General features: G+C 54.7%; 20 protein-coding genes, 1 tRNA gene and 2 pseudogenes. 10 read left to right on the top strand and 13 right to left on the bottom strand.

Features of this window, described 5'->3' with window-relative positions; translation table 11 throughout:
* The first annotated feature begins 127 nt into the window (after positions 1-127).
* Positions 128-1189: an extracellular solute-binding protein gene (locus ACR0IK_RS11575; RefSeq protein WP_480641594.1), complete on the top strand. Its 1062-nt coding sequence runs from the start codon at positions 128-130 to the stop codon at positions 1187-1189.
* Positions 1190-1248: 59 nt separating this feature from the next.
* Here the strand turns inward: ACR0IK_RS11575 and ACR0IK_RS11570 are convergent, their stop codons facing one another.
* The 4 genes from ACR0IK_RS11570 to ACR0IK_RS11555 are packed head-to-tail and all read right to left on the bottom strand — an operon-like array spanning position 1249 to position 5305.
* Positions 1249-2352: an ABC transporter ATP-binding protein gene (locus ACR0IK_RS11570; RefSeq protein WP_480641593.1), complete on the bottom strand. Its 1104-nt coding sequence runs from the start codon at positions 2350-2352 to the stop codon at positions 1249-1251.
* A gap of 1 nt (position 2353) precedes the next feature.
* Complete coding sequence (locus ACR0IK_RS11565) at positions 2354-3187, bottom strand: ABC transporter permease (RefSeq protein WP_480591190.1); 834 nt, start codon at positions 3185-3187, stop codon at positions 2354-2356.
* A complete protein-coding gene (locus tag ACR0IK_RS11560; RefSeq protein WP_480591188.1) occupies positions 3184-4041 on the bottom strand; it encodes an ABC transporter permease in 858 nt (285 codons plus the stop codon). The genes ACR0IK_RS11565 and ACR0IK_RS11560 overlap by 4 nt, the downstream gene beginning before the upstream one ends.
* A gap of 58 nt (positions 4042-4099) precedes the next feature.
* On the bottom strand, positions 4100-5305 hold the full coding sequence (locus ACR0IK_RS11555; RefSeq protein ID WP_480641592.1) for an aromatic ring-hydroxylating oxygenase subunit alpha: 1206 nt from the start codon (positions 5303-5305) through the stop codon (positions 4100-4102).
* 150 nt (positions 5306-5455) lie between these two features.
* Here ACR0IK_RS11555 and ACR0IK_RS11550 point away from each other — a divergent pair, with 150 nt between their 5' ends.
* The gene (locus tag ACR0IK_RS11550) at positions 5456-6958 is read left to right on the top strand and encodes a trimethylamine methyltransferase family protein (RefSeq protein ID WP_480641591.1); all 1503 of its coding nucleotides are present in this window, start codon (positions 5456-5458) and stop codon (positions 6956-6958) included.
* A 166-nt stretch (positions 6959-7124) separates the two neighbouring features.
* Here ACR0IK_RS11550 and ACR0IK_RS11545 read toward each other — a convergent pair.
* A pseudogene (locus ACR0IK_RS11545) lies at positions 7125-7652 on the bottom strand (tyrosine-type recombinase/integrase).
* Positions 7653-7729: 77 nt separating this feature from the next.
* On the opposite strand from ACR0IK_RS11545, the pseudogene ACR0IK_RS11540 reads away from it, so the two are divergent.
* A pseudogene (locus ACR0IK_RS11540) lies at positions 7730-8371 on the top strand (IS6 family transposase); the annotation flags it as partial.
* Between the two features lie 960 nt (positions 8372-9331).
* On the opposite strand, the gene ACR0IK_RS11535 reads toward ACR0IK_RS11540, so the two are convergent.
* The 5 genes from ACR0IK_RS11535 to ACR0IK_RS11515 all read right to left on the bottom strand — a co-directional run bounded on the left by ACR0IK_RS11535 (position 9332) and on the right by ACR0IK_RS11515 (position 15430).
* A complete protein-coding gene (locus ACR0IK_RS11535; RefSeq protein WP_480641590.1) occupies positions 9332-11308 on the bottom strand; it encodes a DUF2357 domain-containing protein in 1977 nt (658 codons plus the stop codon).
* A gap of 11 nt (positions 11309-11319) precedes the next feature.
* Entirely contained in the window at positions 11320-13350 is a 2031-nt protein-coding gene (locus tag ACR0IK_RS11530; RefSeq protein ID WP_480641589.1) for an McrB family protein, read from the bottom strand.
* Positions 13351-13376: 26 nt separating this feature from the next.
* A complete protein-coding gene (locus ACR0IK_RS11525) occupies positions 13377-14429 on the bottom strand; it encodes a DNA-methyltransferase (RefSeq protein ID WP_480641588.1) in 1053 nt (350 codons plus the stop codon).
* Positions 14430-14433: 4 nt separating this feature from the next.
* The gene (locus ACR0IK_RS11520; protein WP_480641722.1) at positions 14434-14649 is read right to left on the bottom strand and encodes a ribbon-helix-helix protein, CopG family; all 216 of its coding nucleotides are present in this window, start codon (positions 14647-14649) and stop codon (positions 14434-14436) included.
* Between the two features lie 307 nt (positions 14650-14956).
* A complete protein-coding gene (locus ACR0IK_RS11515; RefSeq protein WP_480641587.1) occupies positions 14957-15430 on the bottom strand; it encodes a helix-turn-helix transcriptional regulator in 474 nt (157 codons plus the stop codon).
* A gap of 440 nt (positions 15431-15870) precedes the next feature.
* On the opposite strand from ACR0IK_RS11515, the gene ACR0IK_RS11510 reads away from it, so the two are divergent.
* Together ACR0IK_RS11510 and ACR0IK_RS11505 are read left to right on the top strand one after the other, a co-directional pair.
* Positions 15871-16053: a helix-turn-helix transcriptional regulator gene (locus tag ACR0IK_RS11510; protein WP_480641586.1), complete on the top strand. Its 183-nt coding sequence runs from the start codon at positions 15871-15873 to the stop codon at positions 16051-16053.
* Between the two features lie 109 nt (positions 16054-16162).
* Positions 16163-17500, top strand: coding sequence for a DUF5906 domain-containing protein (locus tag ACR0IK_RS11505; RefSeq protein ID WP_480641585.1), 1338 nt, complete (start codon positions 16163-16165; stop codon positions 17498-17500).
* Positions 17501-17538: 38 nt separating this feature from the next.
* On the opposite strand, the gene ACR0IK_RS11500 is transcribed toward ACR0IK_RS11505, so the two are convergent.
* From ACR0IK_RS11500 to ACR0IK_RS11490, 3 genes are all read right to left on the bottom strand, one after another.
* Positions 17539-18522 carry a tyrosine-type recombinase/integrase gene (locus ACR0IK_RS11500; RefSeq protein WP_480641584.1) on the bottom strand — a complete coding sequence of 328 codons (984 nt, stop codon included), beginning with the start codon at positions 18520-18522 and terminating at the stop codon, positions 17539-17541.
* A gap of 146 nt (positions 18523-18668) precedes the next feature.
* Positions 18669-18745, bottom strand: a tRNA-Pro gene (locus tag ACR0IK_RS11495).
* Between the two features lie 99 nt (positions 18746-18844).
* Positions 18845-19960, bottom strand: a complete 1116-nt coding sequence (locus tag ACR0IK_RS11490; protein WP_480641583.1) for a THUMP domain-containing class I SAM-dependent RNA methyltransferase — start codon at positions 19958-19960, stop codon at positions 18845-18847.
* 288 nt (positions 19961-20248) lie between these two features.
* Here ACR0IK_RS11490 and ACR0IK_RS11485 point away from each other — a divergent pair, with 288 nt between their 5' ends.
* The 5 genes from ACR0IK_RS11485 to nqrE are packed head-to-tail and all read left to right on the top strand — an operon-like array spanning position 20249 to position 24875.
* Complete coding sequence (locus tag ACR0IK_RS11485) at positions 20249-21592, top strand: Na(+)-translocating NADH-quinone reductase subunit A (protein ID WP_480641582.1); 1344 nt, start codon at positions 20249-20251, stop codon at positions 21590-21592.
* A 5-nt stretch (positions 21593-21597) separates the two neighbouring features.
* Positions 21598-22806, top strand: coding sequence for an NADH:ubiquinone reductase (Na(+)-transporting) subunit B (locus tag ACR0IK_RS11480; protein ID WP_480641581.1), 1209 nt, complete (start codon positions 21598-21600; stop codon positions 22804-22806).
* The gene (locus ACR0IK_RS11475; protein ID WP_480641580.1) at positions 22799-23614 is read left to right on the top strand and encodes a Na(+)-translocating NADH-quinone reductase subunit C; all 816 of its coding nucleotides are present in this window, start codon (positions 22799-22801) and stop codon (positions 23612-23614) included. Before ACR0IK_RS11480 ends, ACR0IK_RS11475 begins: the two co-directional genes overlap by 8 nt.
* A complete protein-coding gene (locus tag ACR0IK_RS11470; RefSeq protein ID WP_170326472.1) occupies positions 23614-24267 on the top strand; it encodes an NADH:ubiquinone reductase (Na(+)-transporting) subunit D in 654 nt (217 codons plus the stop codon). The genes ACR0IK_RS11475 and ACR0IK_RS11470 overlap by 1 nt, the downstream gene beginning before the upstream one ends.
* Positions 24267-24875: an NADH:ubiquinone reductase (Na(+)-transporting) subunit E gene (nqrE, locus tag ACR0IK_RS11465; RefSeq protein ID WP_010441340.1), complete on the top strand. Its 609-nt coding sequence runs from the start codon at positions 24267-24269 to the stop codon at positions 24873-24875. Before ACR0IK_RS11470 ends, nqrE begins: the two co-directional genes overlap by 1 nt.
* Positions 24876-24877: the final 2 nt, after the last annotated feature.

The following is a 24877-nucleotide window of genomic DNA, read 5'->3' as shown; positions in this document are numbered from 1 at the left end:
GATTGAGCGCTCAAATAATTATTGTGTCAAGTCAGATTCCCTCTTAACCTTTTTCTTATCACGGTCCTACCTGCGCCGGAGGAGGCAAAAGGCTGGAAAACAGGGCCGCGGCAACAGGGAGACTTTCATGAAATTTTTGAAAACAGCCACTGCGCTTGGCATGGCCCTGTCACTTCAGGCAGGTACGGGATTGGCCGACGATGCGGAACTGACCGTTTTTGACTGGGCCGGTTACGAAGACCCTGAGTTCTTCTCTGCTTACATTGAAAAACATGGGGACGGGCCGACCTTCGCTTTCTTCGGTGACGAGGAGGAAGCGTTCCAGAAACTGCGTTCCGGTTTCCACGCAGACGTTGCCCATCCCTGTTCACAGTCGGTTCCAAAGTGGATTGAGGCCGGGTTGCTTGCCCCATTGGATACTGCGCGCATTGAGCGCTGGAACGAGTTAGAGCCGAGTTTCCGCGACATTGAAGCCTACACCAAGGACGGCCAGAGCTATTTCATTCCAGCGGATTGGGGCAACACTGCCGTCACCTATCACACTGAACATCTGAAAGATGCGGACGTGGCGACCCTGCAGGCCTTCGCAGATCCCAAGCATCAGGGGCGGATCTCGATTGGCGACAATGTGGATGATGCCTATGCTTTGGGTTTTCTGGCCATTGGCGTCACAGACTGGACCAATGCCACGGACGAACAGTTTCAGGCAGCATCTGATTTCCTGCGCGCGGTGCACCAGAATGTTCGCACCTACTGGTCCGATGGCGCGTCGCTGGCCCAGCTGATGCAAAGCGGTGAGGTTTATCTGGCCTGGGCCTGGAACGAGACATATTCGACGATGACCTATGAAGGCCACCCAATCGCAATCAAGCGAGACACGGAAGAGGGCGCGTCCAGCTGGGTATGCGGTTATGCGAAGCTAGCCAATGCGCCGGGCTCTGAAGATAAGTTCTATGACTTCATCAACGCTTGGTTGGAACCTAGAACCGCTAATTATCTTGTGTCCAGCTGGGGCTATGGACACGGCAACGCAAAGGCCATGGCGGACATGAACGCGGACGACCTCGCGGCAATGGGGCTTGAAAGCAGCGAAAGTCTGCGGGCCAAGACCTTGTGGCAAGCGCCGGTGCCGTCGGACCTGCGCGAAAAGATGATCGCTGAATTCGAACTGATTAAAGCTGGTTTCTGAAGCCGCCTTGTTTTCTATAACTTGATGCTATTCCGGGCGACCAGCCAAGGCAGCCTGGGTCACTGGAATAGCACGATGGAGTCAGCGCCCCAGCCCACCGGAACCTCGCTGCCGGGAGGAACGATGGAACGGCCTGCGGTGTTACGCATTGAGATTGTCACGTCCGCGGTATGGCCGGGCAGGCGCACGCTGTAATAGGTCATGTCGCCATAATAGGCGGTTCCAGTTACCTGCCCCCTGGCCACCTGCTCGGTCGGTTCGCTGCCATCAAAGAGGATAGTCAGCATCTCCGGTCGGATGCCAATCGAATCCAGGTTCTGAATGTCCATTCCTTCGGGGATCTGCGCTGTTGGTAATTCGATACTGCCAAGCGCCGGAATATCGAGCGCCAGATGACCGTTCATACGCCCCGAGGCTTTGGCGTCGAGGAAATTCATTACTCCGATAAACGAAGCAACACGCTTGTCCACCGGGCGGCGGTACAACTCTTCCGGGCTGGCTTGCTGTGCAATCCTGCCTTCGAACATAACGGCGATCCGGTCGGACATAGTCAGTGCCTCTTCCTGGTCATGGGTCACCAGAATAAAAGTAATACCAAGCTTTTGCTGGAGTTGGCGCAGTTCCACCTGCATTTGGTCGCGCAGCTTTTTGTCGAGCGCGGACAAAGGCTCGTCCAACAACACGACCTTCGGCTTCATCACCAGTGCCCGGGCCAGAGCAACCCGTTGACGCTGACCGCCGGACAACTCGTGGGCAGCGCGATCACCCAACCCGCCAAGGTCCACCATTTTCAGCGCCTGCTCTACTTCGCGGGCAATTTCAGCTTTGGGCATCTTGCGGGTCTTCAAGCCATAGCCGACGTTTTCTGCCACGCTGAGATGCGGGAAAATCGCATAGGATTGAAACACCATATTGGTGGGGCGGCGGTTGGCGGGGACGCCCGCCATGTCTTGGCCTGCAATAACGATTGTGCCATCCGTTGGCGTCTCAAACCCGGCAATCATGCGCAGTAAGGTGGTCTTGCCGCAGCCCGAAGGGCCCAGCAGTGAAAAGAACTCGCCCTCATAGATGGTTGCATCAATGCCTTTTAAGGCCTCAAAGCTACCAAAATTTTTGGTGATGCCGGTAAGGTCGATGATGGGCTTTAGGGATGGGGTAGCCATATCAGGCAAATCCTCCGGTAGCTGAAGCTTCGATACCTTGTTTCCGAGCCGAACGGCGGCGGAACCACTCGGCAAGGATCAGGAGTAGGACAGACAGAGTCAGCAAGATAGTCCCGAGCGCCATTACAGACGGCAGCTTGGTAGGAAAACGCAGCTGGCTCCAGATATAGACGGGCAGGGTTACTTCTGTGCCGGTCAGGAAAAAGGCGATAATGAATTCATCCAGCGAAATGGTAAAAGTGATCAGAAGACTGGACACGATGCCGGGCATGACCAACGGTAGAACCACGCGGCGGAACGTTCCCCAGCGGCTTTCACCCAGGTCGTACGAGGCTTCCTCCAAGCTTTGATCCAGCCCTTGAAATGCAGAGTTCAGAATGGCGATGGCGAAGGGCGTGCAGATCAGTACATGGCCCAATATGACGGTTGCCAGCGACAACGGCATGCCCAGCTGGATCAGAAGAACCAAAAGGGCCACTGCAACGATGATCTCTGGCAGCACAAGTGGCAGCATGATGAAGCTCATAATACCGCGTTTGGCTGGGAACCTGTAGCGAGCTGCCGCCCGTGCTGCGCAGGCGCCGAGGATGGTGCTCAGCACCGCTGACGTGACGCCGACAACCAGCGAATTTCGTACCGCACCGTGCAGGGCCTCAGTCTTCCACAGCACGTCGAACCACTGGGTGGTAAAGCCGGTCAGTGGAAATGAAATGATTGTGGCGTCGTTAAATGCGAACATCGGCAACAGGATGACCGGTGCGTAGAGAAAAACCATGTAGGCAACGGCGTAGAAAACCAGCCATTTGGGGGAAAGCCCTTTACGAACCGAGTTCATTTCACTTTGCCTCCAAAACGTTTGCCGGCAAAGAAGATCACTGCGCTGATGCTAGCCACGATCAGCATCGAAGAGATTGCCAGAGCCGCTCCCAGCGGCGCGTTATTTGCCTTGCCGAATTGAATTTGGATCATGTTCGCGATCATCAACCCGTCGGTACCGCCAACCAACTTCGGAGTGATGAAATCTCCGATGGTTGGGATCAGTACGATTAGGGTAGAGGCTACCACGCCAGGCATTGCCAATGGCAGTGTGATCCGAAAGAACCTACGCACCGGTCCGTCGCCCAAATCCTCGGCGGCTTCCAGCAGCGAGCGATCGATCTTCTCCAGTGCTACGAATATTGGCAGAATCGCGAAGGGCGCCCAGGCATGGGCCAGGGTCAGCACCACCGCATTGGCGTTGTACAACAGGAAAGTCAGCGGCTGGTCTATGATGCCCATCCCGGTGAGCGCGGTATTCAAAACGCCGTTGTATCCGAGGATCACTTTCCACAGAAACACCCGCAGCAGATAGCTGGTCCAGAAGGGTACGGTGATCAGAAACAACCACAACGCCTTGCGGTGCTTGACGTGGAAGGACAGGTAGTACGCGATCGGAAACGCAAGGGTCACGGTTACCACTGTGACAATCAGCGAAATCTTTAGTGAGCGGAGCAGCAAGGTGCGGTAGATCGGTTTGCTCCAAGCTTCGCGGTAATTGTCCAATGTTAAGGTCGTATCGAGCTCGAGGTAATTCTGCGTCCAGAAGCTAAAAGTTACCACCATCACCAGCGGAGCGGCCAGCAACAGTAGCGAATAGAGTAAAGTCGGGCTGATCAATGCGAGGCCCTGACGCCTCTCTCCGGTTAACATTCCTGGCTCCTCCCGGCCGGTATTAAGAGCGCCGCCCTGTTCGTGGCGGCGCCCGTATTCATGTCTTGCCCAGCTGTGCAAGCAGCTCTGCATTCCGGGTCTTCAATTGCCCCGAGTCGGGTTCATCATGGTCCAGCACCGGGAACAGCTTGCGCAACTCATCGTGGTAGCTGCGCACGCCGTGCTCCAGATCCGATAGGATTACCCCATCATAGCCGCTGGAGAAGGCCGCCTCCCAGCACCATTCGATAAGCTGCTCATCCTCTTTCGAGGTGATCCGGTCGATCCGTCCGCTGAGATATCGTGCAGCTCGCAGCTGCCGATTCTCTGCCGGCCGTTTGTAACAGGCGGCGCGCTGAATAGTACGACCGTTTTCCACCGGAAACTCGTGATAGAAGATCACTGAATCCGGGTAGATACCGAACACCAGGTTGGGGAAAAGCCCCAGATAGAGCCAGGCTGCCTGATGTTCGTCATCCAAAGCCTCGGCTCTCGGAAGCAACTTCTTGTAATTGCGCACACTCCACATCCGCCCGGAACCCGGGCGGAAGCCACCAAAGGACCGGGCGGCGCCATTGGTGAACGGTTGATCTTCGTAATTGTTGCCAAAAAGATCATGCAGGCCTGGATGTGCCAGCGGCACATGGTAGCCCTCGTTGTCCACGTCACGAACGCATTTCCAGTTTGCAGCGATTTCCGTGACGCTGATCCCATTCCCGTCCGGCAGAATCTCTGCCAGGCCGTAAGGGATCAACTCTTCTTCAAACTGAGCCATCACCTCTGAAACCTTGGGTTGCGGTCCTGGCTTGAAGCGAACAAAGACAAAGCCGTGCCAAATGTCCATCTCGACCGGTTTTAATCCCCACTTCACTGGGTCCAGATCCGGTAACGTCTCGGGGCGTGCAGCGCCGCGCAGTGTTCCGTCCAGATTGAAGGCCCAGCCGTGGAACGGGCAGATGATAGCGTTTTTGCAATGCCCCTTGTTTTCAGCCACGACCCGGCTTCCACGATGTCGGCAAAGATTATGGAAGGCGCGAACTTCACCGTCCGCCCCCCGGACCACCAGAGCACGTTCGCCAGTGAAATCCGCAGCCATGAAATCGCCGGCTTCGGGCACATCGCTCACATGGCAAACAAGCTGCCAGTGTCGTCGGAACAGAAGCTCCTTTTCTTCTTCCAGAAGCTCTTTGTTGGTATAGCTCCAGGCGGGCAGCCCGGTGCGCCCGGCTCTGGGATCAGAGTGAATCAGCACTTCGTCCTTCATAAGGATCTCCTTTCCTCTGAAGGGAATCACTATCATTTTTTATTTGAGCGCTCAAATAAAAAAATTACTGCAGATGTGTTTTGACGGCTGGACAAGACGATTGCAGTGCGTCAAGTTTGAGTAACTGCTCAAACTTTGAGGACGTAAGAAATGCGCCGAAACAGAAGCCGCAGAAGATCTCCATTGCCCACTGATGTCGTCGCCAACAAAGGTCCGCATTCCCTGACTACACCAGCCTACACGCCGCTTACGCAAACCCAGGTTGATGAAATCGTGAACACAGCTATCGAGCTGCTTGGCACATCAGGCGTAGTGTTTGAGGCAGGAGGTGAAGCTGACTGTCTGCTGCGGAGTGCCGGGTGTAAATTTTCAGGTAATGGGATCGTGTCTATCCCAGAAACCGTGACCCGCAGGGCGCTGGAAACCGCTGCCCGCGCGACCACTTTATGGGACCGCAACGGGGAAAATCCCATCTCGATTGATTGCCATCACACTTGGTTCATGCCTGGCATGACCTGTATTGCAGTCTATGATATGGAAACCGGCGAGCCCCGACCTTCGACACGGGAGGACCTTGCCCTCATCACAAGAGTTGCGGACAAGCTTCCGCATGTTGATGCGGTTTGCATCGCCGTTAAGAACGTCGAGGAGTCGAACCAGTTCGGCGAAATCGACGAATTTGCATGCATGATGGAAAACACCATCAAACCGCTGGAATACCTTTGCGAACATCCTTCATCTCTTGAGGCGGTGATCGACATGGCCGCGGCCTTGCGCGGATCGCATGACGCACTTAGAGACAAGCCGTATTTCTTGCATCTGATCACACCGCTACCGGTCAATCTCGCGCGGATCCACTCGGACCAGATCATCACCGCTGCTCGGGCAGGTATTCCGGTTGGCGTCGGCACTCTGCCGATTGGTGGTGCCTCTTCACCAATCACCTTGGCCGGATGCATTACCCATGCTCTGATGACGGATTTCGCAGCAATTGTGCTTGGCCAGTTGGCTGCTGAAGGCAGTTTCTGCATTGGGTGTTCGGATGTGAACTTCATGGAACCTGCTACAGGTGCCATAGGTAGTTTCTCTCAGACCTCGGTTGCCGACATGGCGATGTGCCAAGTGCGCCGCACGCTGGGGTTCCCCTCGCTGACCGGCATCGGAGGTTGTTCGGTTGCCCGCCGCCTCAATCAGGATGCGGTCTGGGAAATTTCGTCAAACATGACACAGATGTTCTACAACCGCCCCGCCACAATCGACTACATGGGTTCGCTCGATCAGGGGCTGACCTATTCGCTGCACGCGCTTTTGTTGTGTGACGATCTGGCTGGGCTGCTGCGAAAGATGTGGCAGGGGTTGGAAATTTCTTCCGACCAGATGGCTGTTGATCTCATTCGAGAAGTTAGCCCCACTGGAAACTTCCTCGCTCATCAGCACACAGTCGACAATTGCCGAACCCAGGTGTGGAACTCCCGGTATTTCGGCCCGAACATTCCGCTCAGCAATTCTGGGCTCGCAGATCAAGACTTGTTTGAGCGACTTGACGATGACCTCAGAGAAAAGTTGGCGGCGCTGCAGCAGCCTGAACTGCCTCGGGAAACCAAGGCAGCAGTGACCGTGATTTTGGAAAAATACCGCGAACTTATGGTCTAGTCGGGTCGCAACGCTGATCGCGTTGGAGCAAGGGCGAACTTCCTGGAACATCAGGTGCAGTTGCCACTGAAAGATGCTGCAAGTGCACGGATGGCTGCTATTCGGAACTAAAATGGCAGGGTGGGAATGTGTGCAACGGGTCGCCCGTTAGGGCGACCCGTTGGCACTATATCTCAATGGCTTCGGAGATGTCCAAGGCATCTTCGAGTTCAACGCCGAGATACCAGACTATGCTGTCCATCTTGGTATGGCCAAGCAAGAGCTGGATCGCTCTGAGGTTGCCAGTCTTCTTGCAGATTTAGGTGACTTTCGTGCGCCTCATTGAATGGGTTCCGTAGGCGCTTGCTTCAAGGCCGATAGATGTGACCCAGTCTCGTACAATCCGCGCATATTAACGTGTCGAGATTTGCAATCTTTCGTGGAATCTGCCAGGCCAGAGGTATTCTGAAACAACCATGAGTTCATCTTCCATCCATTTCCCAACAGAGGCACGGGTGCCCTCGGATATCTCGAAGCGCACAGGTTTCTGCGTCTTGCTCTGCGGTACTGAAGCGCATTCCTTGATCTGACCCGATGAAATGATATCGACCACCTTCATCTTCACCAGATCACAGCCGCGAAGCTTGCTGTCGATTGCTATATTGAAGAGCGCAAGGTCGCGATGGTTGTCTGCAAGCTCGAAGCGAACTCGGATTGCCCAGGCATGTTTTGGTTGGTTTTGTCAGATTAACTCTGCTTGAGCGGGGCAGGGTGGTTGCGTAGCTTTTGCCCATGACCAGACCTGCCTCTTTCAAATACTTTAAAACTAGTCCCGAAATCATTCGCCTTGCGGTGATGTTGTGCATCCGTTTCCCACTCTCGCTTCGGAATGTCGAAGACATGCTGCACGAGGGAGGCATCGACGTGAGTCACGAAACTGTCCGGTATTGGTGGAACAGATTTGGCCCAATGTTTGCTGCTGAGATCAGACGGAAGCGTATTCAGCAATTGAGAGCATACACTAAATGGAAGTGGCACGTGGACGAGGTTTTCGTGAAGGTGAATGGCAAGAGGCACTATCTTTGGCGGGCTGTTGATCCCGAAGGCGAGGTGCTGGAAGCGGTTGTCGCCAAACACCGAAACAAGCAGGCGGCATTGAAATTTCTAAAGAAATTGATGAAGCCTCACGGCAAAGCGGAAACCGTCGTGGCGGACCGCTTCGCATCCTACAAGGCTGCGTTCAGAGATCTGGGTGCGCTGGAAAAACAAATGACGGGCAGGTGGCTCAACAACCGCGCCGAGAATTCGCACCTCCCGTTTCGACGACGCGAACGCGCCATGCAACGTTTCAGGCGCATGCGAAGTTTACAGAAATTCGCCGCCGTCCATTCCTCCGTCTATAACCACTTCAACCAGGAAAGATCGCTCGCCAGCTGAGACACCTTAAAGCTGACCCGCACCGCCGCTCTTGCCGAGCGGCGTCAACTTTGTTCGGGATAGGATCACGGTTTCCGCAGCAAACTGAAACTGGTTCGAATTCGTCTGACAGCACCCATCCAGCGAATGAAACGTTGCGGATATCGTTGCAGCCAATCCGCAAAAAACAACAAAGGCGCCCTTGGGCGCGTTGTTTTATTGGTCGGAGTGAGAGGATTCGAACCTCCGACCCCTGCCTCCCGAAGACAGTGCTCGGTAGACTTCTCGTCTGTCACCTGCATCACGATGCACGTCATCTGCACGCGTCAATCTGCGCAAGAACGTCCGTGTTGTCAGTGAGTTGACTGTTGCACGTCGCACTCGCGGAGGCAACACAACAGTGCATGCGGAGACACGACACAAGTACTGAGGAGATGCCAAATCGCGGGTTGCGTGAAGCAGAACTGCAGCGGAGGCGCGGCGCTGCATCGCGTAGCCCAGTGCGCCGCCAGCTGACTTTCTTAAATCACTCCCCCGCCCAAAACCAAAACCCCGTTCAGCGTTGGGCGGGCCTGCGGTCGTGATGTCAAACGCCCCCCCCCCCCGGGTATGGTCGTTTGCTGATCCAACTTATCCAACTTTGTTTACTTAATCAGTTTGGAACATCGTTGAGGCCACAGGTATGAGACAGGACTCCAAACTGGGTCTCTCAACTACGTTGTCGAGGTTGGATAGGTTGGATAAAAACCACTGGAGCTTGAGTTTGGAAGCCGCTGTGGCTCAGCTGGTAGAGTAAGCTACTCGATATTAGAGGGTCCGCCCGCGCTAAGTTCCGACATGCGCCTGTAGTCTTTTGAAAATGATGAGCCATATCGGGCGCAGTTATCGCTCACCGACTTTAGCCGCGAAGACGAACGACCAACATAACCTTTTGGGGGTCACAAATTCAGCAGCAACTACAATAAAAGGTGACTGATCTTAAAAAAGACCTGTCTCTTCGGCATAAACCGTCGACTCTATGAGCCCCTCAAAGACGGATTTTAGGAAGCCAGCCATGGTCGATCTTTGACCGTCTGCGCTGCGCGGTGAAAGGCTGAAGGCACCGACGCTTGGAATTTGGTTCTTTGGATCAACTCCAAATGTCGCGGGGTTGCGTACAAACAGATTTTGTCGTTGCCCATGGTAATGAAGGCCGTCCTCGCTACCCGGGTAAACTATGTAAGCGCCTCTAGTACTAAGTATACCGTCACGATAGGTGTGCATCTTGAACAAGTCTTCTTGCTTGTGAACTCTTCGCAACTCAGTTTCGTATTCGCTCTCTTGCAAAGATTCGATCGAGCCTGATGACGATAGCTCTTCTTCAAACAGCGCTTCGACTTCGAATTCATTGATGCGGTACTTAGCGTCAAAGTGGAGCCAATGCCTGAAAACACCGGCCTCGCGCTGGAGAACGACTTCGATGCTGTAGTCGGGATCAAAGCTAGCGGTGTAGCTACCACTCCAAGAGGCAATCGGTCTCTTTGGGCGTTTGAATCTTCTATTGTAGAATAGATTGACTTCGACAGACTCGCCGTCATTTTCCCGATAAATGAAGGATGTCTTGCTGCGTTGCCCCTTGCGAAGAGAAACCCGCAGCCCGTTATGGGACGTACTAACGAGTGTGCTTCGCCTAGCAATCTCCTTCTCACAAATATCGGCAAGCGTGCGTCTTATCATGAAAAAGCACCAGTACTCATAGAGTTCGCTCACTGGGCGAAGGTCCCCATCGATGCCTTCAGCCAATTCGCCTGCACGTTTCCACGGCAATTCTAAACCCATTCGAAGAGCCAGATCGTACTTCAACACATCGCGATAACCTCGTCCCTTCTGCAGTACCTGCGAATTTGATGGGAACTGTCTGAAGCGACCAACGTCGCGCCAGACTCGTGCTGAGAGCAGCTCTTCGATCTGTTCAACCCATTCGGCGGCCTCGCTCGCCGATGCTGGCCTATCCGATTTGAGTAACTGGTCCCTCAACCGAGCCGAAATGAGCTGAATCTCTTGTAGGAAGTACTTTACGTATCTGTTTTCTGGCGTGTCTATGGTTTCAAATTGTTCTATCACGGGCATGCTCTGCGGCGTATAGCCATTGAAAAACCTACTGAGAGGGCCGCCCGGGCGTAGGTTTGTGACATCAAGTTCACTCGCAAGCGTCTCGATATCTGCCTCCTGCACCTGATAAAGATTTTCCTTTTCTCTCTTTGAAAGAAGTTGTGAGTGGAATGCGCCTAAGATGTCGTCCATCGAAGATGGTAAATTATCAGGAGACATCACCTGCCTAAGGTGAAACAAAAGACCTGCCTCGTTCTCACTTGTTAGATCGCTAGCATTGAACCCAGCGCTGACGGGGCTGTCATATTGAAGTAAAAGCTCGGCAAGCTCGTCTGCGACTTGGTCCAATAGGACACGAAACTCATCCAAGTAACCGATCTTTTGACAAACGACCTCCATGCGTATGCCGTCTCCAAACTCTGTTCGGAGGTCCAATATCCCGGCATGATTTCGCAGACGCAGAACTCCGGAGACTATCGTTCGTTCAGGGCCTGAATCTCGCCAGCGTCGAGGAGGATCTATTTGAAATACTTTTCCCAGCCTCGAGTGGAATGGCCAGCCCGGACGACCTTCGGATGTTGTCTCGGCAAGTGACTTCTGGATCGGAAGAGTGATATCGATGTAGTAATCGGTGTTCTCACGGAGTTGAAAGGACTCAAATAGAACAGGACAGTCCTCGCGATGACAGATGGGGGGTATCCCACGTCTTGTGGCCATATCTGGCTCTAATTCGGCTTCCACAAAAGCCACATAGTCCGGCGCGTATGGCAGAGTTGCCGCCGCACCTCGTCCTTTGGTCCATTCAAGATCCAATCCGATGCCGCTAGGCCAACTAAACTGAATGCGGTGAAGAGCTGTGGTCATTATGGGCCACCTTAACTAACGAACGAGACATATCCGGTGGCGTTCAAACGATCATGCATCGCGTCAAGTTTCTTTCGAGAAAGCGCCAAATATGGCTTCTCGCCGGGTAGCTGCAGTCGATCTTCCTCCTTCACACCGATTACCGTACCCATTCCAAGTCTGAAGGATGCAGGAGGGCTCGAGTTCATGTGACCGCCTCCGAGAAATGCGGAAACTGCACTCAGGCAATCCCCAAGTAAGCGCTTATTGCCGTGAATTTTTGGCAAGACTTTCTGCAGAATGGCCCTGTCCAGCGCGGCGGGCCAGGTGCGCAAAATTTGGCTCTTGTCGACGCCAGCGGAGTTTTGCGCAGCAATCCAGGCCAAGAGGTAGACAAAGACTTCTTTGGATATTCGGTAGCCAAAAGGATAACCGACTGGCGAAAGCAACTCATAGCATCCATCGAGAGACTTTATCACCGCGTCTCGAATTCCAGAAACGTCGTCGCTAGCAAGGCCAAGTTCGACTGCGCCATCAAGAACGTCGGCCGGGTTGGCTTGCTCGAAGCGTTGCTCCCGACGCGCTTCGATACTTTTTCTCAGGATGTCATTTGCAACTCCGGCATCGATCTGCTGTTCCTCAGGCGAAGTAGTTCCGGCGAGGTACGAACTCGGTTTGGCAGCATCTAGTTCAATGACATGCGCTCGATCGAGAACTTTTGGAGAAAACATATACGTAGTTTCGTCCACATTGACGGTCCCAACAAAGAATAGGTTCGATGGCAGGACGAAACTTCTGCCGTCGGTCAGTATCTTCTTTGCTGACTCTGCTTCCTGAGAACCAGCTTCGTCGTCCTCTAAAATCTGAGCGACAAGTGCAAAATCTTCGAGGTCAATCAAAGACACACCGCCTTCGCCGTCAAGAATATTGGACGCCTCCATTAGTGAGAGAAATGGCGCAAAGTACCGCTCAACATGAGATAAATTCATTTCATCAAATATGAGGAAATGGGGAATATCGGCAGAATCTGGGTGGCTTGCACGAAGTATCAAACGAATAGTAGACGTGATCTCGTAACTTTGATTGGTAATAGCACCATCTTCAGCACGCCGTTCCTTTCCGAAGGGTGACTTGAATCCAAGTAACCGTTTTGGTGACGTCCAATCTGGTCCGACGGGGACCAGTTCGAATATCGGAAATCTTGTTGCATCTCCGAAGTAGGTTTGAAGTCCCTCCGCTAATTTGAGTGCCGATCGTGACTTCCCAGTTCCAGAAGGGCCTGTAAGGATAACGAAATTCTTTGCCGACAGCGCCGTCACAAGATTCAGCGAAACAGAGCTCGTGACTGGAGCTCGAGCTCTTGCTAATGGAACAACATTGCCAGGTAGATAGTCTTTCGGCTCCGCCGCGGTTGTGACGAAAATTGGAGAATTTGGGTCTTCTGAAACGTCTACGTTTCGATCGAATATTGCGTTGATCTCTGAACTATTGAGGCCGACTCTTAAAACGAACTCGTCCCTTAACAGTTCAAGTCTCTCCTTTGTGCGTGTCTCCGCGCCCAACAAAGCATCTAAGTCATCGCCCCGAAAATACCAAATTGCTGTTTCTACGAGATTCGGCAACGGTAGCTTGTCATTGCTCGTCAACAGTAGCTCAGGCAGATGAGTTTCGTAGCCCGGCTTTAGGCTCATCTTGCGTGGCTTTTCCCCATCGAACTCGATCACATGCCTCTGCCATTGATCACCTGCAATCGTTGTATTTGTTCCATTAGATCTGTATTTCGGCGACCTATAGCCGGCTCTAGCTTCGTCGGTGGCAAAGAAATTCAGATATGGGAATTTCTCGTTTACATATTCACCATCCAAACTCCTTACACTGCCAATTTCCTCAAGCGCAGAAATGTATGCGGGCTCCGTTGTCGTTATTGCTACGGATGTTTCATTTTTAATTTGCAATGTACGTTTTATAATTAGGTAATCGAATAAACGGCCCTGTTTCACTCGAGAACCCGACAATTGCACCAGTGCTTTCTTCAAGCGCTCCGCGTTAACAAAAAGTGCCATGACCCGCCTCGAAAAATTTTTCTTTGTTAAGCCTGATTTTCAGCTTTTTCTTCTTCCGCGATACTAAGAAGTTGATCTTTGATTTGTTCACAGAACTCTTCCTTAATATCGATACCTATGCACCTAAACCCGTGCTTCCGCGCGTAGATAAGACTCGTGCCACTCCCTGCGAATGGATCGAGTACGACGCCGCGCGTAGGCGTCGTAGAAAGGATTGGGATCTTGATCAATTCTTCAGAAAAACGAGCTTTATGATTGGCCTTGCCCCGAACAGGAGGGATTTCCCATGTATCGAGTGGAGGCAATACGGAGCCTGAGTCCGTCGTACGGCCAACAGCATTTTTATCAAAGTAGTACCAACGTTCTTTCACGAAATGGAAGACGTACTCGTGTGATATTGAACATCGATCACGCACCTGATCGGGTATTGGGTTAGGCTTCACCCAAACATTATCATTTCTCACTATCCAACCGCTGTCTTGCATTGCGACGGCGAAGCGGTGTGGGATTAGAAGAAGCTGTTTTGGCACACACCACTTTCCATCACCCTTCTTGTCTTGAGGCCTTACGCCGAATCTTCTAGCTGATTGCTTGGCTTCCTCACTCTTGTGGGCGCCCTTCCCACTCCAGTAGGTGTCGCCAATGTTCACCCACATACTTCCATTAGAAGCCAAGATGTTCTTACAGAGGTCGAGACTATTGCGCAAATTATCGATGAATTTGGAAGGATGTTCTTCAAGCCCGATCTGACCTTCGACTTCGTAGTCTCTTTGCCCATAGAAAGGCGGAGAAGTCACGATACAGTTCACCATCATTTCATGACGAGCAAGGAGCTCAAGTGCCTCGCGAATATCCATGTTGAAGATGAGAGTGGTTCCATCAGCGTAATACGCTTTCTCTTGAAGTTCGGGAGAAGAGAAAACCTCTTCTGAAACGACCACCGGGTGCATTGCTGCATTGGCTTTTGTCATCGGCTTCGTACTTTTCGTCACTTTGTGCATGCTGGTTTTCTTCTTGTCCTTGGGAGAAATGCCAGCTGACTGAGTACTTTCCTGCAAATCATCGACTTTCCAATCCATTAAACTAGCTCTGCCTCTTGTTTTTGTTTGCTAAACTCAGTGCCAGTTCTGGCTGGCCATGTTCCCCATAGCGGTCAAGGAATTCCCGCATCGCTTTCCGCATCAGCCAGGAAGCCGAGACGTCCATGGACTCGGCAAGCTGAGCCATAGACTCGTAGTCTTCCTTGTTAACGCTGATTGTTGCCCGAATTAGTTTCCTGCTTTCGCCGGTTGATGCCATCCGCCACATGCCTTCCAAGTGCGTGACCTATGATACTGAGCCGCACACTGAACAGCAATAACAATGATGGCAAAGTTGCAGCACTTTTGCTGCAGGTTGATCGCTTCGCCAAGACGAGGCTGCAAATGAACCAGTGCAGGGTCTAGTTGAAGTTTTTCAGACCTCAGACTTCTACTATTGTGTCTGTTGCTTTTGCGAAATCGAGCGCAGGTGCCTCAAGCATGCGTCACGGAGCGCAACCAAGTCATGACATCAGATCATTCCGTGTACTGGATGTGTTTCACTGTCCCTAATACACACCGCTCTTTCAGTCACTGAACAGCGTAACCAACTGAACCTCTGGTATTTCAACTTGCCTGTTTGCTCTCGCCGCCTCGCGCCATTGCTGGTCAAGCCATTCAGCGAGGCGGATCGCAGCGCTGTATCGACCCGTTGATTGTAGCCAAGCCGCGGCGTCGCGCAGTGACAATACAACACGATTGTTGGAGATGCGTTTAGCCCGAGGCCCCTTTCCTCTGGATCGCGACATTCGTAAGGTGTTGGGCTTAATTCCGGTGATCCGGCAGAACTCATGAGCGTAGATGGTGCCGTCGTAGCGGATCATCTGAGTTAGAGTGGGGGCAGGAGCGACAGCCGCAACGGAGTGCCCGACTGAACCAGGTTCAGAGCCGTTCGTGTCATCGTTGGCACTCACTGATTTTGACATCTCGTCCTCCAGCCTCCCAAGGCGGCGATCCTCACAGCCGGGCTCGATGGTACCATCTGAGGGTTGGATTGCCATGCTTTGCCCCCAATGATCCGACATGTCCAACCTGTCCAACCTGAATCGAAGGTTCGAAAATCTTGTTTTGTCGGTTAAGTGGCCATGCTCCAAAAGCGACGAGGCTCTAAGGTCTGCGATGTCGGATATGATGGATCGACTAAAGGGGCCTTTTGCATGTCACTGCAACACGGCGAAGTCAGTGCAAGCCATTGTACCACAACAGTTTTTTCTTGACTTTCGGTGGATTTCCATGGATCATGATGACATCTCGCTGAGCCGAGGCACCCTGACCGCGCGGGTTGAGCGCGAGACGCCTCCCGGGCTGTGCTCGAAGGCCATAACCGCAGGAAACTGCGAGGCTCACAACGTTAGCTGACGCGCCGCGTGAGTATCCCCACAATTTGCACTTGAAGCCAAGGCTGCTGGCTTTCGCGGCAGCCTCACAGGAGGAGTTTGTCATGGCCCGAAAAGCCTACACAATAGCCGAATTCTGCGATGCCTTTAGCGTAAGCAAGTCATCGTTCTACCGAATGCGAAAATCAGGGACTGGTCCGCGTGTCGCGCGGATCGGTGGTCGGGTCGTCGTACCCACCGTGGCAGCTGATACATGGTTGGCCCAACTCACAGAAGCTTCAGCATAAAGAAAACCCGCCAACTCTGGGCGAGCAGCGGGGCAGTTCTACACAGCTGAAATATATAAAGAAATACCCTGTTGTTCAACCTCGGGGTGGCAAACCAGAGGACGAACAGATGGCACGATCGCCAAGAACCCCTGATGAGGTAATCATCTACATGAACAAGCGGTATGCACTCGTACCTATCGGCGGGAAGGTGCGTATCGTTGAACCAATAAAGGATCCGGTCCTCAATCGGATGCTGTTCCGGTTCTACAGCAAAGAGGACTTCCGACTGAAGTACTCGAACAAGTTCTTCGAGATCAAAAAGAAGGGAAAAGACGAACCTGTCCAAGTGTATTGGGTCAACATCTGGCTCAACAGCGACAAGCGCCGTCAGTTCAAGGGGCTTATCTTCGACCCATCCTGCGGACACACGGACTTCTTCAACCTATGGTGCGGCTTCTCCACCGAGCCCAATGGTGGTGACGCAAGGATGTTTCTCGACTTCGTTCAAGACGTCGTCTGCTCCGGTGACAAAGAAGCGTACCGATACCTGATGTCGTACTTTGCACATATGGTGCAACGACCACGGGAACTTCCGGGCACAGCTATCGTGTTGCTCGGTCGCCAGGGTGTGGGCAAAGGGTTCTTCATGCAACAAGTTGGAGGGCTGATCGCAGATCACTATGTCCAGCTCACCCAGGCGAAGCACCTAACCGGCAACTTCAATGGTCACTTAGCGCATGCCCTGCTTGTCTTCGCCGACGAGGGTTCGTTCACGCGCCAATACTCCGCAAATATTCTGAAATCGCGCATCTCGGAACCGACGTTCTTGATGGAATCAAAAGGTATCGATGCGGTCCCGGTAGCGAACTTCATGAGGCTAGTGATTGCGAGCAACGAAGAACACGTCATTCGCGCACAGTTTGATGAACGGAGGTATGCGGTGCTTAGCGTGTCTGACGCAAGGCAGGGGGATAGTCAGTACTTTGCGGACCTCGCTCGCTTCATGGAAGATGGCGGTCGCGCAGCCTTTATGCAGTTCTTGTTGGACTGGGATCTAGCCAGCGTAAACATCCGCCACGTGCCTAAGACCGCCGCTCTAGTCGAACAGAAGATGCTTTCGATGACTGAGCTTGAGCGATGGTGGTTCGAACGTCTACAGACAGGAGTGTTGCCGCAAAACTCCTCAGGGTGGCCGCACGTCTTGTCTGCTCGAGACGTAATGCGGGACTACGAGGACTTCTGCATGGGTATTGGTGCTCGCAGCCGGAGCGTCGAAACCCAGGTCGGCAAGTTCCTGCGGCGTGTGGTTCCAAGCATCCAGAGCACGAGGCCCGGTGGGACACGTAGCTATGTCTTCCCTTCACTGAGAGAGTGCCGAAGCCTGTTCGATCGTTCGACTGGAGTTTCTTGGGAGTGGCCTCCGGTGCAAGAAGAGCCGTCACATCTGTCTGAAGTCTGGAGCTGAAACTAACTACCGACTAGCTACGCTGTGGCGTGCTCTGATCAGGATCGCATCTTCGCAACCAGGTCTGTTGCTCTAAGTCTAGCGTAGCGTTCGAGCAAAACGCCGGGGTCACGATGACCTGTTAGAACTTGGACCTCGGCAACCGACCAACCATCGAGTAGCTTGTCGGTCGCAGCCTGCGCTCGCAGATCGTGCAACCTGATGTCACTGAGGCCAGCCCGCGCACGCAACCGTTGCCAGGCCAACCGAACCGCGTTTGTTGTCATCGGGATGACGCGCTCGTCATCACAGGGTAACTCGGCAAGAACTGCAATAGCACGTGGTGATAACGGCACCAGTCTTGCGTGCCCGTTCTTGGTCTTCGGTAGCAGTACCGTGCAAGAATCAAAGTCAACGTGTTGCCACTCCATCGACAGCAACTCGCCTCGACGCATCGCAGTCTCACGGGCCAGCAAGAGCAAGGGGCGCATCAGCGGGTTTAAGCACCCTTTGGCAGCTTTCAACAACCGCTGCCACTCGCGGTCTGTCAACCTGCGTTCGCGACGATCATAAACACGTGGTCGCTTCACGTGCCGCAGTGGATTCTGTGTCGCTCCTTCGTTGGCGGCATCACTAAGCAAGCGGTCGATTGCTGTCTGCATCAGTGACATCTCGCGTACTACGGTCGATGGTTTGGCCTCTCGCAATCGTTGTTCGCGCCATGATGTCACCTCGACCACGGTTAGTACTTCGATGCGCAACCTTGCCAGCTTCGTGCGTGCGAGTGCCTGCAACCTCCACCGCTCGCCCGTCATCTCTTCGGCCAGCCGATGCAGCGCCTCTGCCAAGGTTAGCGTTTGTACAGCATTTGCATCGGCCAAGATGCTGCGACGCACCTTACCAGTGCGTTCGGTTTCGGCCTCGGTGTCGCGTGCCCACTTCGCGGCATCAGCCCGCTTGGTGAACGTCTTGCTTGCTGATCGGCCCGCACGTCGCACTGTAGCTTGCCACTTGCCACTCGGGCGTTTGTTGATCGTCGCCATCTCGCATCTCTCCTTGTGCGGTGATGGACGTGCTTGGTGCAGTAGATGTCGTGCTGAGTGCAGCGGAGGTGCAGCGATCAGACAGGCAGCGAGGCGTCGCCGTATCACCAACCGCCGAAGATGCGTTACACATCAAGCAGTTGATTTGGTCGGAGTGAGAGGATTCGAACCTCCGACCCCTGCCTCCCGAAGACAGTGCTCTACCAGGCTGAGCTACACTCCGACCGTGGCGGGTGATCTATACCCGGCAATTTGGATGTGCAAGAGGGTTTTTGAAGCCCTTCGCGGGAATTCCAGTCAGGCGGATGATGCAGAATTGCCGTCAGGGCAGGGGTTCGGTTCGGTACAGCCGGATTTTCGTGCCGCCATGATCTACTATGGGCCCCGGGGCCAACAATGGAAGGCGGGTTGCGCGAGCAAGCGACTGGTTGCTGGTCACTATTCCAACTCGCCATCCGCTGAACCGGGACATCAGAGCTTTTCCTAAGCTGCCATACAAAGAGCGCAGGCGCTTTTCATCCCCGATTCTGGCGCCATATGGCGGGTTAACGATGACAAGACCCGAAGAACCAACGGGAGGTTTGATGTCACTGACCGAACTGCACCGAAACCGTGTGTGCGCGGCAACTCCAGAGCGCTCGGCATTCGTACTGGCCACCTCAACAGCACCTGCGTTTCGATCCGACCCATAATACACCGTTTCCGTTTCTGATCGTGGGCCGCTCTGTTGCATCGCGGCCCATGCCTCGGAATCGAATTCTCGCAGGTCTTCGAAAGCAAAACGGCGGGACCGTCCAGGATTCAACGCCAAGGCAATTTCGGCTGCTTCGATAACAAATGTCCCCGAACCGCACATAGGGTCCAGAACGGGCTCGGAACCGTCAAAGCCGCACTCTCGCAGGAACATGGCGGCCATGGTTTCGCGCATCGGCGCCTTGGCAACTGCCGGTTTGTGGCCGCGCTTGTGCAATGGCTCGCCCGAAGTGTCGACAGACAAGGTGCAGATATCCTTTTCGATCCGCAGCAAAACCCGCAGGCCCGCGTCTGACGAAATCGGTGTGCCTAATGTGTCCGTGATTGCCCGCTCGATCCTCTGACGGGCAGCGCCTGCATGGTAAATACGCGACTTGCGGCTGGTGGCCTCGACCTTGACCGGAATGTCGTGGCGCAGGAAATCAGACCAGGGAAACTTACGCGCCCGTTTGTCGAGTTGTGCCAGGTGAACCGCCGGGAAACTTCCCAAACGGACCAGAACCTTGTTGGCACCGCGCAGGCACAGATTTGCGCGCCAGACCTCGGGCCAAGCACCTCGGCAGCTCACCCCGCCGGGTACGGTTTTGGTGCCTGCGAATCCCTTCTCAACGGCTTCGGCGTACAATGGCGCTTCAAGGCCCGGGGTGGCCACCAGAAAAATCTCAAGATCGCTCGTCTGTTCCATTGGATGTGCTTACACCGGAAGCTTTCCGGGTGCGACACGCAAATTGTGCTGCGACAAAACGTAAATCTTCCGAGGAAAGTGCCATTCAAAGTGCAGTTTAGACGGTAACAGGTTTGCTTTTAGCATCATCCCCGCGTAAAGGACCCCCAATCAGAACTACGCCCGCGGAATTCGGACGCATTTCGACGCTTTTGCGACGACTGTTTGAAAATCCCGCGTTATTGTCTGACCCTGAAAAGGTGTCGGCATGGCTGGCACAGGTAAAGAGGCTTGGAAGACAGTAGCGACATGCAAACTTTCAAACTGAAAAAAGGGTTGGAGTTGCCGGTGCAGGGCGCACCGGAACAAACCATCCATCCGGGACCAGAATTCAAATCTGTTGGAGTGTTGGGGGGCGACTACCTTGGCCTGAAACCGCGAATGCTGGTTCAGGAAGGTGACACGGTTCAGCGCGGCACACCACTGTTTTGCCACAAGGATGTACCCGAGGCGATGATGGTTGCGCCGCTCAGCGGTAAGGTCGTCGCCATCAACCGTGGCGCCCGGCGTGTTTTGCAGAGCGTCGTGATCGAGGTTTCGGACCCAAACGACGCGGGTGTTGATTTCTCGGGCGTCGGCAACGGTGACAGCGCCGAAGGCGTGACCGACAAGCTGTGCACGGCGGGCCTGTGGACGGCTTTCCGCACGCGGCCATATTCGAAAATGCCGGCACCGGGCACCAAACCGGCGGCGATTTTCGTAACCGCGATGGACAGCGAACCGCTGGCAGCCGACGCGGCCATGATCATTGCCGATGCGGGTGAGGCATTTGCCGCGGGCTTGGGTGCGATCTCCAAGCTGACCGAGGGCAAAACCTATCTGTGTCACAAGGACGGCGATTCCATTCCGGGTGCAGATGTGGCGGGTGTCGAAGCCGCGGGCTTTTCGGGTCCGCACCCAGCGGGTCTGGCGGGCACGCATATTCACTTCCTTGAGCCGCTGGCCGGCGACAAGCAGGTCTGGACCATTGGCTATCAGGATGTGATTGCCATTGGCCGGTTGTTCCAAACCGGGCATCTGGACCCCAACGTTGTGATCGCACTCAGCGGCCCCGGCGCGCGGCAACCGCGTCTGATCCGAACTGTGATGGGCGCCTCGACCGATGACCTGACCCGCGACGAGATTGATGTAGACGGCACCGCCCGGATCATCTCGGGCTCGATCCTGTCTGGTGTGCAGGCCGAGGGCCCGACCGCCTATCTGGGCCGTTTTGCCCGTCAGATCAGCATCATTCGCGAGGATCAAGATCAGATCACGATGGGCTGGATTCTTCCGATGCCCTCGAAGTTCGCGGTCCAGCCGGTGCTGGGCTCGGCCTTTGCGCGCAAACTCTATAAACTGACCAGCAACCTGAACGGTGGCCGCCGTGCGATGGTGCCTACAGGGACGTTCGAAGAGCTGATGCCGCAGGATTACCTGCCGACACAGCTGCTGCGGGCATTGCTGGTGATGGATACCGACACCGCTCAGGCACTGGGTGCTTTGGAGCTGGACGAAGAGGATCTGGGCCTTGTGGGCTTTGCCTGTCCGGCGAAATATGAATACGGGCTGGCGCTGCGCGACTGCCTGACCAAGATTGAAAAGGAGGGCTAATCCGAATGGGTTTGCGCAGCTTCTTTGACCGGATCGAGCCGAACTTTACCAAGGGCGGCAAGTACGAGAAGTTATTCCCCATCTACGAGATGGTCGAAAGCTTTATCTACACTCCGAAAACCGTAACCACCGTCGCCCCCCATGCACGGTCCTATGTGGATATGAAGCGGATCATGACCTATGTCGTGATCGCGACGATCCCCTGTATCCTGTGGGGGATGTGGAACACCGGCTATCAGGCAAACTCGGCCATTGCCACGCTGGGGCCGGAGTCGGCCACGGGTTGGCGGATCGCCCTGCTGCAGATGTTCGGCATTTCGCTGGACCCGTCCAGCATCTTCGCCAACGTCATGCACGGACTTTTGTACTTCCTGCCGATCTATATAGTGACACTGGTCGCAGGCGGTATTTTCGAGGTCATCTTCGCCACTGTACGCGGACACGAGGTAAACGAGGGTTTCCTTGTGACCTCGATGCTTTACACGCTGATCATGCCGGCCACCACGCCGCTGTGGCAGGTGGCATTGGGCATCATCTTCGGCGTCGTGATCGGCAAAGAGGTGTTTGGCGGCACCGGCAAGAACTTCCTCAACCCCGCGCTGGTGGGCCGGGCTTTCCTGTATTTCGCCTATCCAGCGCAGATGTCGGGTGACGCGGTCTGGACCCCGGTTGACGGGTTTTCGGGCGCCACGGCGCTGGCCGTTTCCGCAGCCGACGGGATGCAGGCGCTGGCCGCCGAGGGCATCACCTGGTGGAGCGCCTTCTACGGCACCATTCAGGGCAGCTTTGGAGAAACCTCGACGCTGGCTTGTATTATCGGTTTGGTCTTCCTGCTGGTGACCAAGATCGCCAATTACCGATTGATCGTGGGCTGTCTGGCCGGGACGATCGTGTTCACGTGGCTGCTGAACCTGATCGGGTCGAACACCAACCCGATGTTTGCGATGCCGTGGTATTGGCATGTCGTGCTGGGCGGGTATGCGTTCGGCCTGGCGTTCATGGTCACCGAACCGGTATCCGCAAGCCACACCAATCTGGGCCGCTACATCTATGGCGCGCTGATCGGTGTCATGGTTGTGCTGATCCGCGTCCTCAACCCGGCTTTCCCCGAAGGCATGATGCTGGCCATCCTGTTCGGCAACGTCTTTGCACCGCTGATCGACTATTTCGTCGTTCAGGCCAACATCAAACGGAGGGCGCGTCGCCATGTCTGATACGCAATCCCAAGAACCAAAAGGCGCGATTGCCAAGTTTCTGGCGGCCTCGCCGGATTCGGTTGGCAAAACGATCTTCATCGCCGTGGCTGTCTGCCTTGTGGCCTCGATGGTCGTGTCCGCCGCTGCGGTCAGCCTGCGCCCGGTGCAGGAAGCCAACGCCCTGAAAGACAAGCAGGTAAACGTTCTGCAGGTGGCGGGCGTTTATGAGCCCGGCATCGACGTCTCCGAAGCCTTCGCCGCATTCGAGCCGCATGTGCTGGAGCTGTCCACCGGAGACTTCGTCGACGATCAGTTCGACCCGGCCACGTTCGACGATATCGCCGCCGCCAGCGACCCCGAGCTGAGCGTCGCGCTGGATGACGACCCGGCAGGGATCGGCCGCAAGGCAAACTACCGCGTGATCTATCTGCTGCGTGACGATGCGGGCGCGCTGGATAAGGTGATCCTGCCGCTGCACGGCTATGGCCTGTGGTCGACGCTCTATGGCTTTATCGCGCTGGAGAATAACGGCAACGATATCTACGGCCTGCAATTCTATCAGCATGGTGAGACTCCGGGCCTGGGAGCCGAGGTGGACAACCCGCGCTGGAAAGCGCTGTGGAGCGGCAAGAAACTGCGTGATGACGCGGGCGATCTGCAGATCACCGTCGCCAAATCGCAACCCGCAGCCGGGCCCGATTTCTATGTTGATGCGCTGGCTGGTGCCACGTTGACGTCCGTGGGTGTCGATAACCTGGTGAAATTCTGGATGGGTGACGCGGGCTACGCTCCGTTTCTGGCCAAACTGCAAGCAGGAGAACTCTGATGTCTCAGACCAAGAAAGAGATGCTGGTCGACCCGCTTGTCGACAACAACCCGATCACGCTGCAGGTTCTGGGTATCTGTTCCGCGCTGGCGGTGACCTCGTCGTTGCAGGTGGCCTTTGTGATGGCGCTGGCGGTGACCTTCGTGACCGCTTTCTCGTCGATGTTCATCTCGATCCTACGCAACCAGATCCCGGGTTCGATCCGGATCATCGTGCAGATGGTGATCATCGCCTCGCTGGTGATCCTTGTGGATCAGGTTCTCAAGGCCTATGCCTTTGAGATTTCGAAAACCCTGTCGGTTTTCGTTGGTCTGATCATCACCAACTGTATCGTGATGGGCCGCGCCGAAGCGTTTGCGATGAAGAACCCGCCGATGGCGTCGTTTATCGACGGCGTGGGCAACGGAATGGGCTATGGCCTGATCCTGATGCTGGTCGGCTTTATCCGTGAGCTGTTCGGTGCCGGATCTCTGTTTGGCGTCACCATTCTGGAGACCATCAACAACGGTGGCTGGTACGTGCCCAACGGCATGCTGCTGCTGCCACCGTCGGCGTTCTTCATCATCGGTCTGATCATCTGGGCCTTCCGCACATGGAAGCCGAACCAGGTGGAAGAGCGTGAATACAAAATTCAGCAGGTAGAGGCCCACTGATGGAAGGTCTGATCTCACTGGCCGTAAAGGCCATCTTTGTCGAAAACCTTGCGCTCAGCTTCTTCCTGGGGATGTGTACCTTCATCGCCGTGTCCAAGAAGATCTCGACCGCGCTGGGTCTGGGCATCTCGGTGATGGTTGTGCAGGCGATCACCGTGCCGACGAACAACCTGCTGCTCAGCTATCTGCTGAAGCCGGGTGCGCTGGCCTGGGCCGGCTTCCCGGATGTGGACCTGACTTTCCTTGGCCTGATTTCCTACATCGGCGTGATCGCTGCGATGGTTCAGATCCTTGAGATGGTATTGGATAAGTACTTCCCGCCCCTCTATAACGCGCTGGGGATCTTCCTGCCGCTGATCACTGTGAACTGCGCCATTCTGGGCGGCTCGCTGTTCATGGTTGAGCGTGACTATAACTTTGCCGAGGCCGCGACCTATGGTCTGTCTTCGGGCTTTGGTTGGGCGCTGGCGATCACCGCGATGGCAGGCGTGCGCGAAAAGCTGAAATATTCGGACATTCCGGATGGTTTGCAGGGTCTAGGTATCACCTTCATCACCGCGGGACTGATGGCGATGGCCTTCATGTCTTTCTCGGGCGTGAAGCTGTAAGG

The organism is Ruegeria sp. BF7, from assembly GCF_056538605.1.
The sequence above is the reverse complement of the archived record's forward strand: the minus strand, read 5'-3'. Positions and strand labels throughout refer to the sequence as shown.

What these genes read in the sequence shown, in the direction of transcription:
- ACR0IK_RS11480 (WP_480641581.1), top strand. Translation starts at nt 21,598, where the DNA reads ATGGGTTTGCGCAGCTTCTTTGACCGGATCGAGCCGAACTTTACCAAG.
- ACR0IK_RS11475 (WP_480641580.1), top strand. Translation starts at nt 22,799, where the DNA reads ATGTCTGATACGCAATCCCAAGAACCAAAAGGCGCGATTGCCAAGTTT.
- ACR0IK_RS11555 (WP_480641592.1), bottom strand. Translation starts at nt 5,305, where the DNA reads ATGAAGGACGAAGTGCTGATTCACTCTGATCCCAGAGCCGGGCGCACC.
- ACR0IK_RS11525 (WP_480641588.1), bottom strand. Translation starts at nt 14,429, where the DNA reads ATGGATTGGAAAGTCGATGATTTGCAGGAAAGTACTCAGTCAGCTGGC.
- ACR0IK_RS11470 (WP_170326472.1), top strand. Translation starts at nt 23,614, where the DNA reads ATGTCTCAGACCAAGAAAGAGATGCTGGTCGACCCGCTTGTCGACAAC.
- ACR0IK_RS11535 (WP_480641590.1), bottom strand. Translation starts at nt 11,308, where the DNA reads ATGACCACAGCTCTTCACCGCATTCAGTTTAGTTGGCCTAGCGGCATC.
- ACR0IK_RS11575 (WP_480641594.1), top strand. Translation starts at nt 128, where the DNA reads ATGAAATTTTTGAAAACAGCCACTGCGCTTGGCATGGCCCTGTCACTT.
- ACR0IK_RS11520 (WP_480641722.1), bottom strand. Translation starts at nt 14,649, where the DNA reads ATGGCATCAACCGGCGAAAGCAGGAAACTAATTCGGGCAACAATCAGC.
- ACR0IK_RS11570 (WP_480641593.1), bottom strand. Translation starts at nt 2,352, where the DNA reads ATGGCTACCCCATCCCTAAAGCCCATCATCGACCTTACCGGCATCACC.
- ACR0IK_RS11500 (WP_480641584.1), bottom strand. Translation starts at nt 18,522, where the DNA reads ATGGCGACGATCAACAAACGCCCGAGTGGCAAGTGGCAAGCTACAGTG.
- ACR0IK_RS11510 (WP_480641586.1), top strand. Translation starts at nt 15,871, where the DNA reads ATGGCCCGAAAAGCCTACACAATAGCCGAATTCTGCGATGCCTTTAGC.
- ACR0IK_RS11515 (WP_480641587.1), bottom strand. Translation starts at nt 15,430, where the DNA reads ATGGCAATCCAACCCTCAGATGGTACCATCGAGCCCGGCTGTGAGGAT.
- ACR0IK_RS11485 (WP_480641582.1), top strand. Translation starts at nt 20,249, where the DNA reads ATGCAAACTTTCAAACTGAAAAAAGGGTTGGAGTTGCCGGTGCAGGGC.
- ACR0IK_RS11530 (WP_480641589.1), bottom strand. Translation starts at nt 13,350, where the DNA reads ATGGCACTTTTTGTTAACGCGGAGCGCTTGAAGAAAGCACTGGTGCAA.
- ACR0IK_RS11505 (WP_480641585.1), top strand. Translation starts at nt 16,163, where the DNA reads ATGGCACGATCGCCAAGAACCCCTGATGAGGTAATCATCTACATGAAC.
- ACR0IK_RS11550 (WP_480641591.1), top strand. Translation starts at nt 5,456, where the DNA reads ATGCGCCGAAACAGAAGCCGCAGAAGATCTCCATTGCCCACTGATGTC.
- nqrE (WP_010441340.1), top strand. Translation starts at nt 24,267, where the DNA reads ATGGAAGGTCTGATCTCACTGGCCGTAAAGGCCATCTTTGTCGAAAAC.
- ACR0IK_RS11565 (WP_480591190.1), bottom strand. Translation starts at nt 3,187, where the DNA reads ATGAACTCGGTTCGTAAAGGGCTTTCCCCCAAATGGCTGGTTTTCTAC.
- ACR0IK_RS11560 (WP_480591188.1), bottom strand. Translation starts at nt 4,041, where the DNA reads ATGTTAACCGGAGAGAGGCGTCAGGGCCTCGCATTGATCAGCCCGACT.
- ACR0IK_RS11490 (WP_480641583.1), bottom strand. Translation starts at nt 19,960, where the DNA reads ATGGAACAGACGAGCGATCTTGAGATTTTTCTGGTGGCCACCCCGGGC.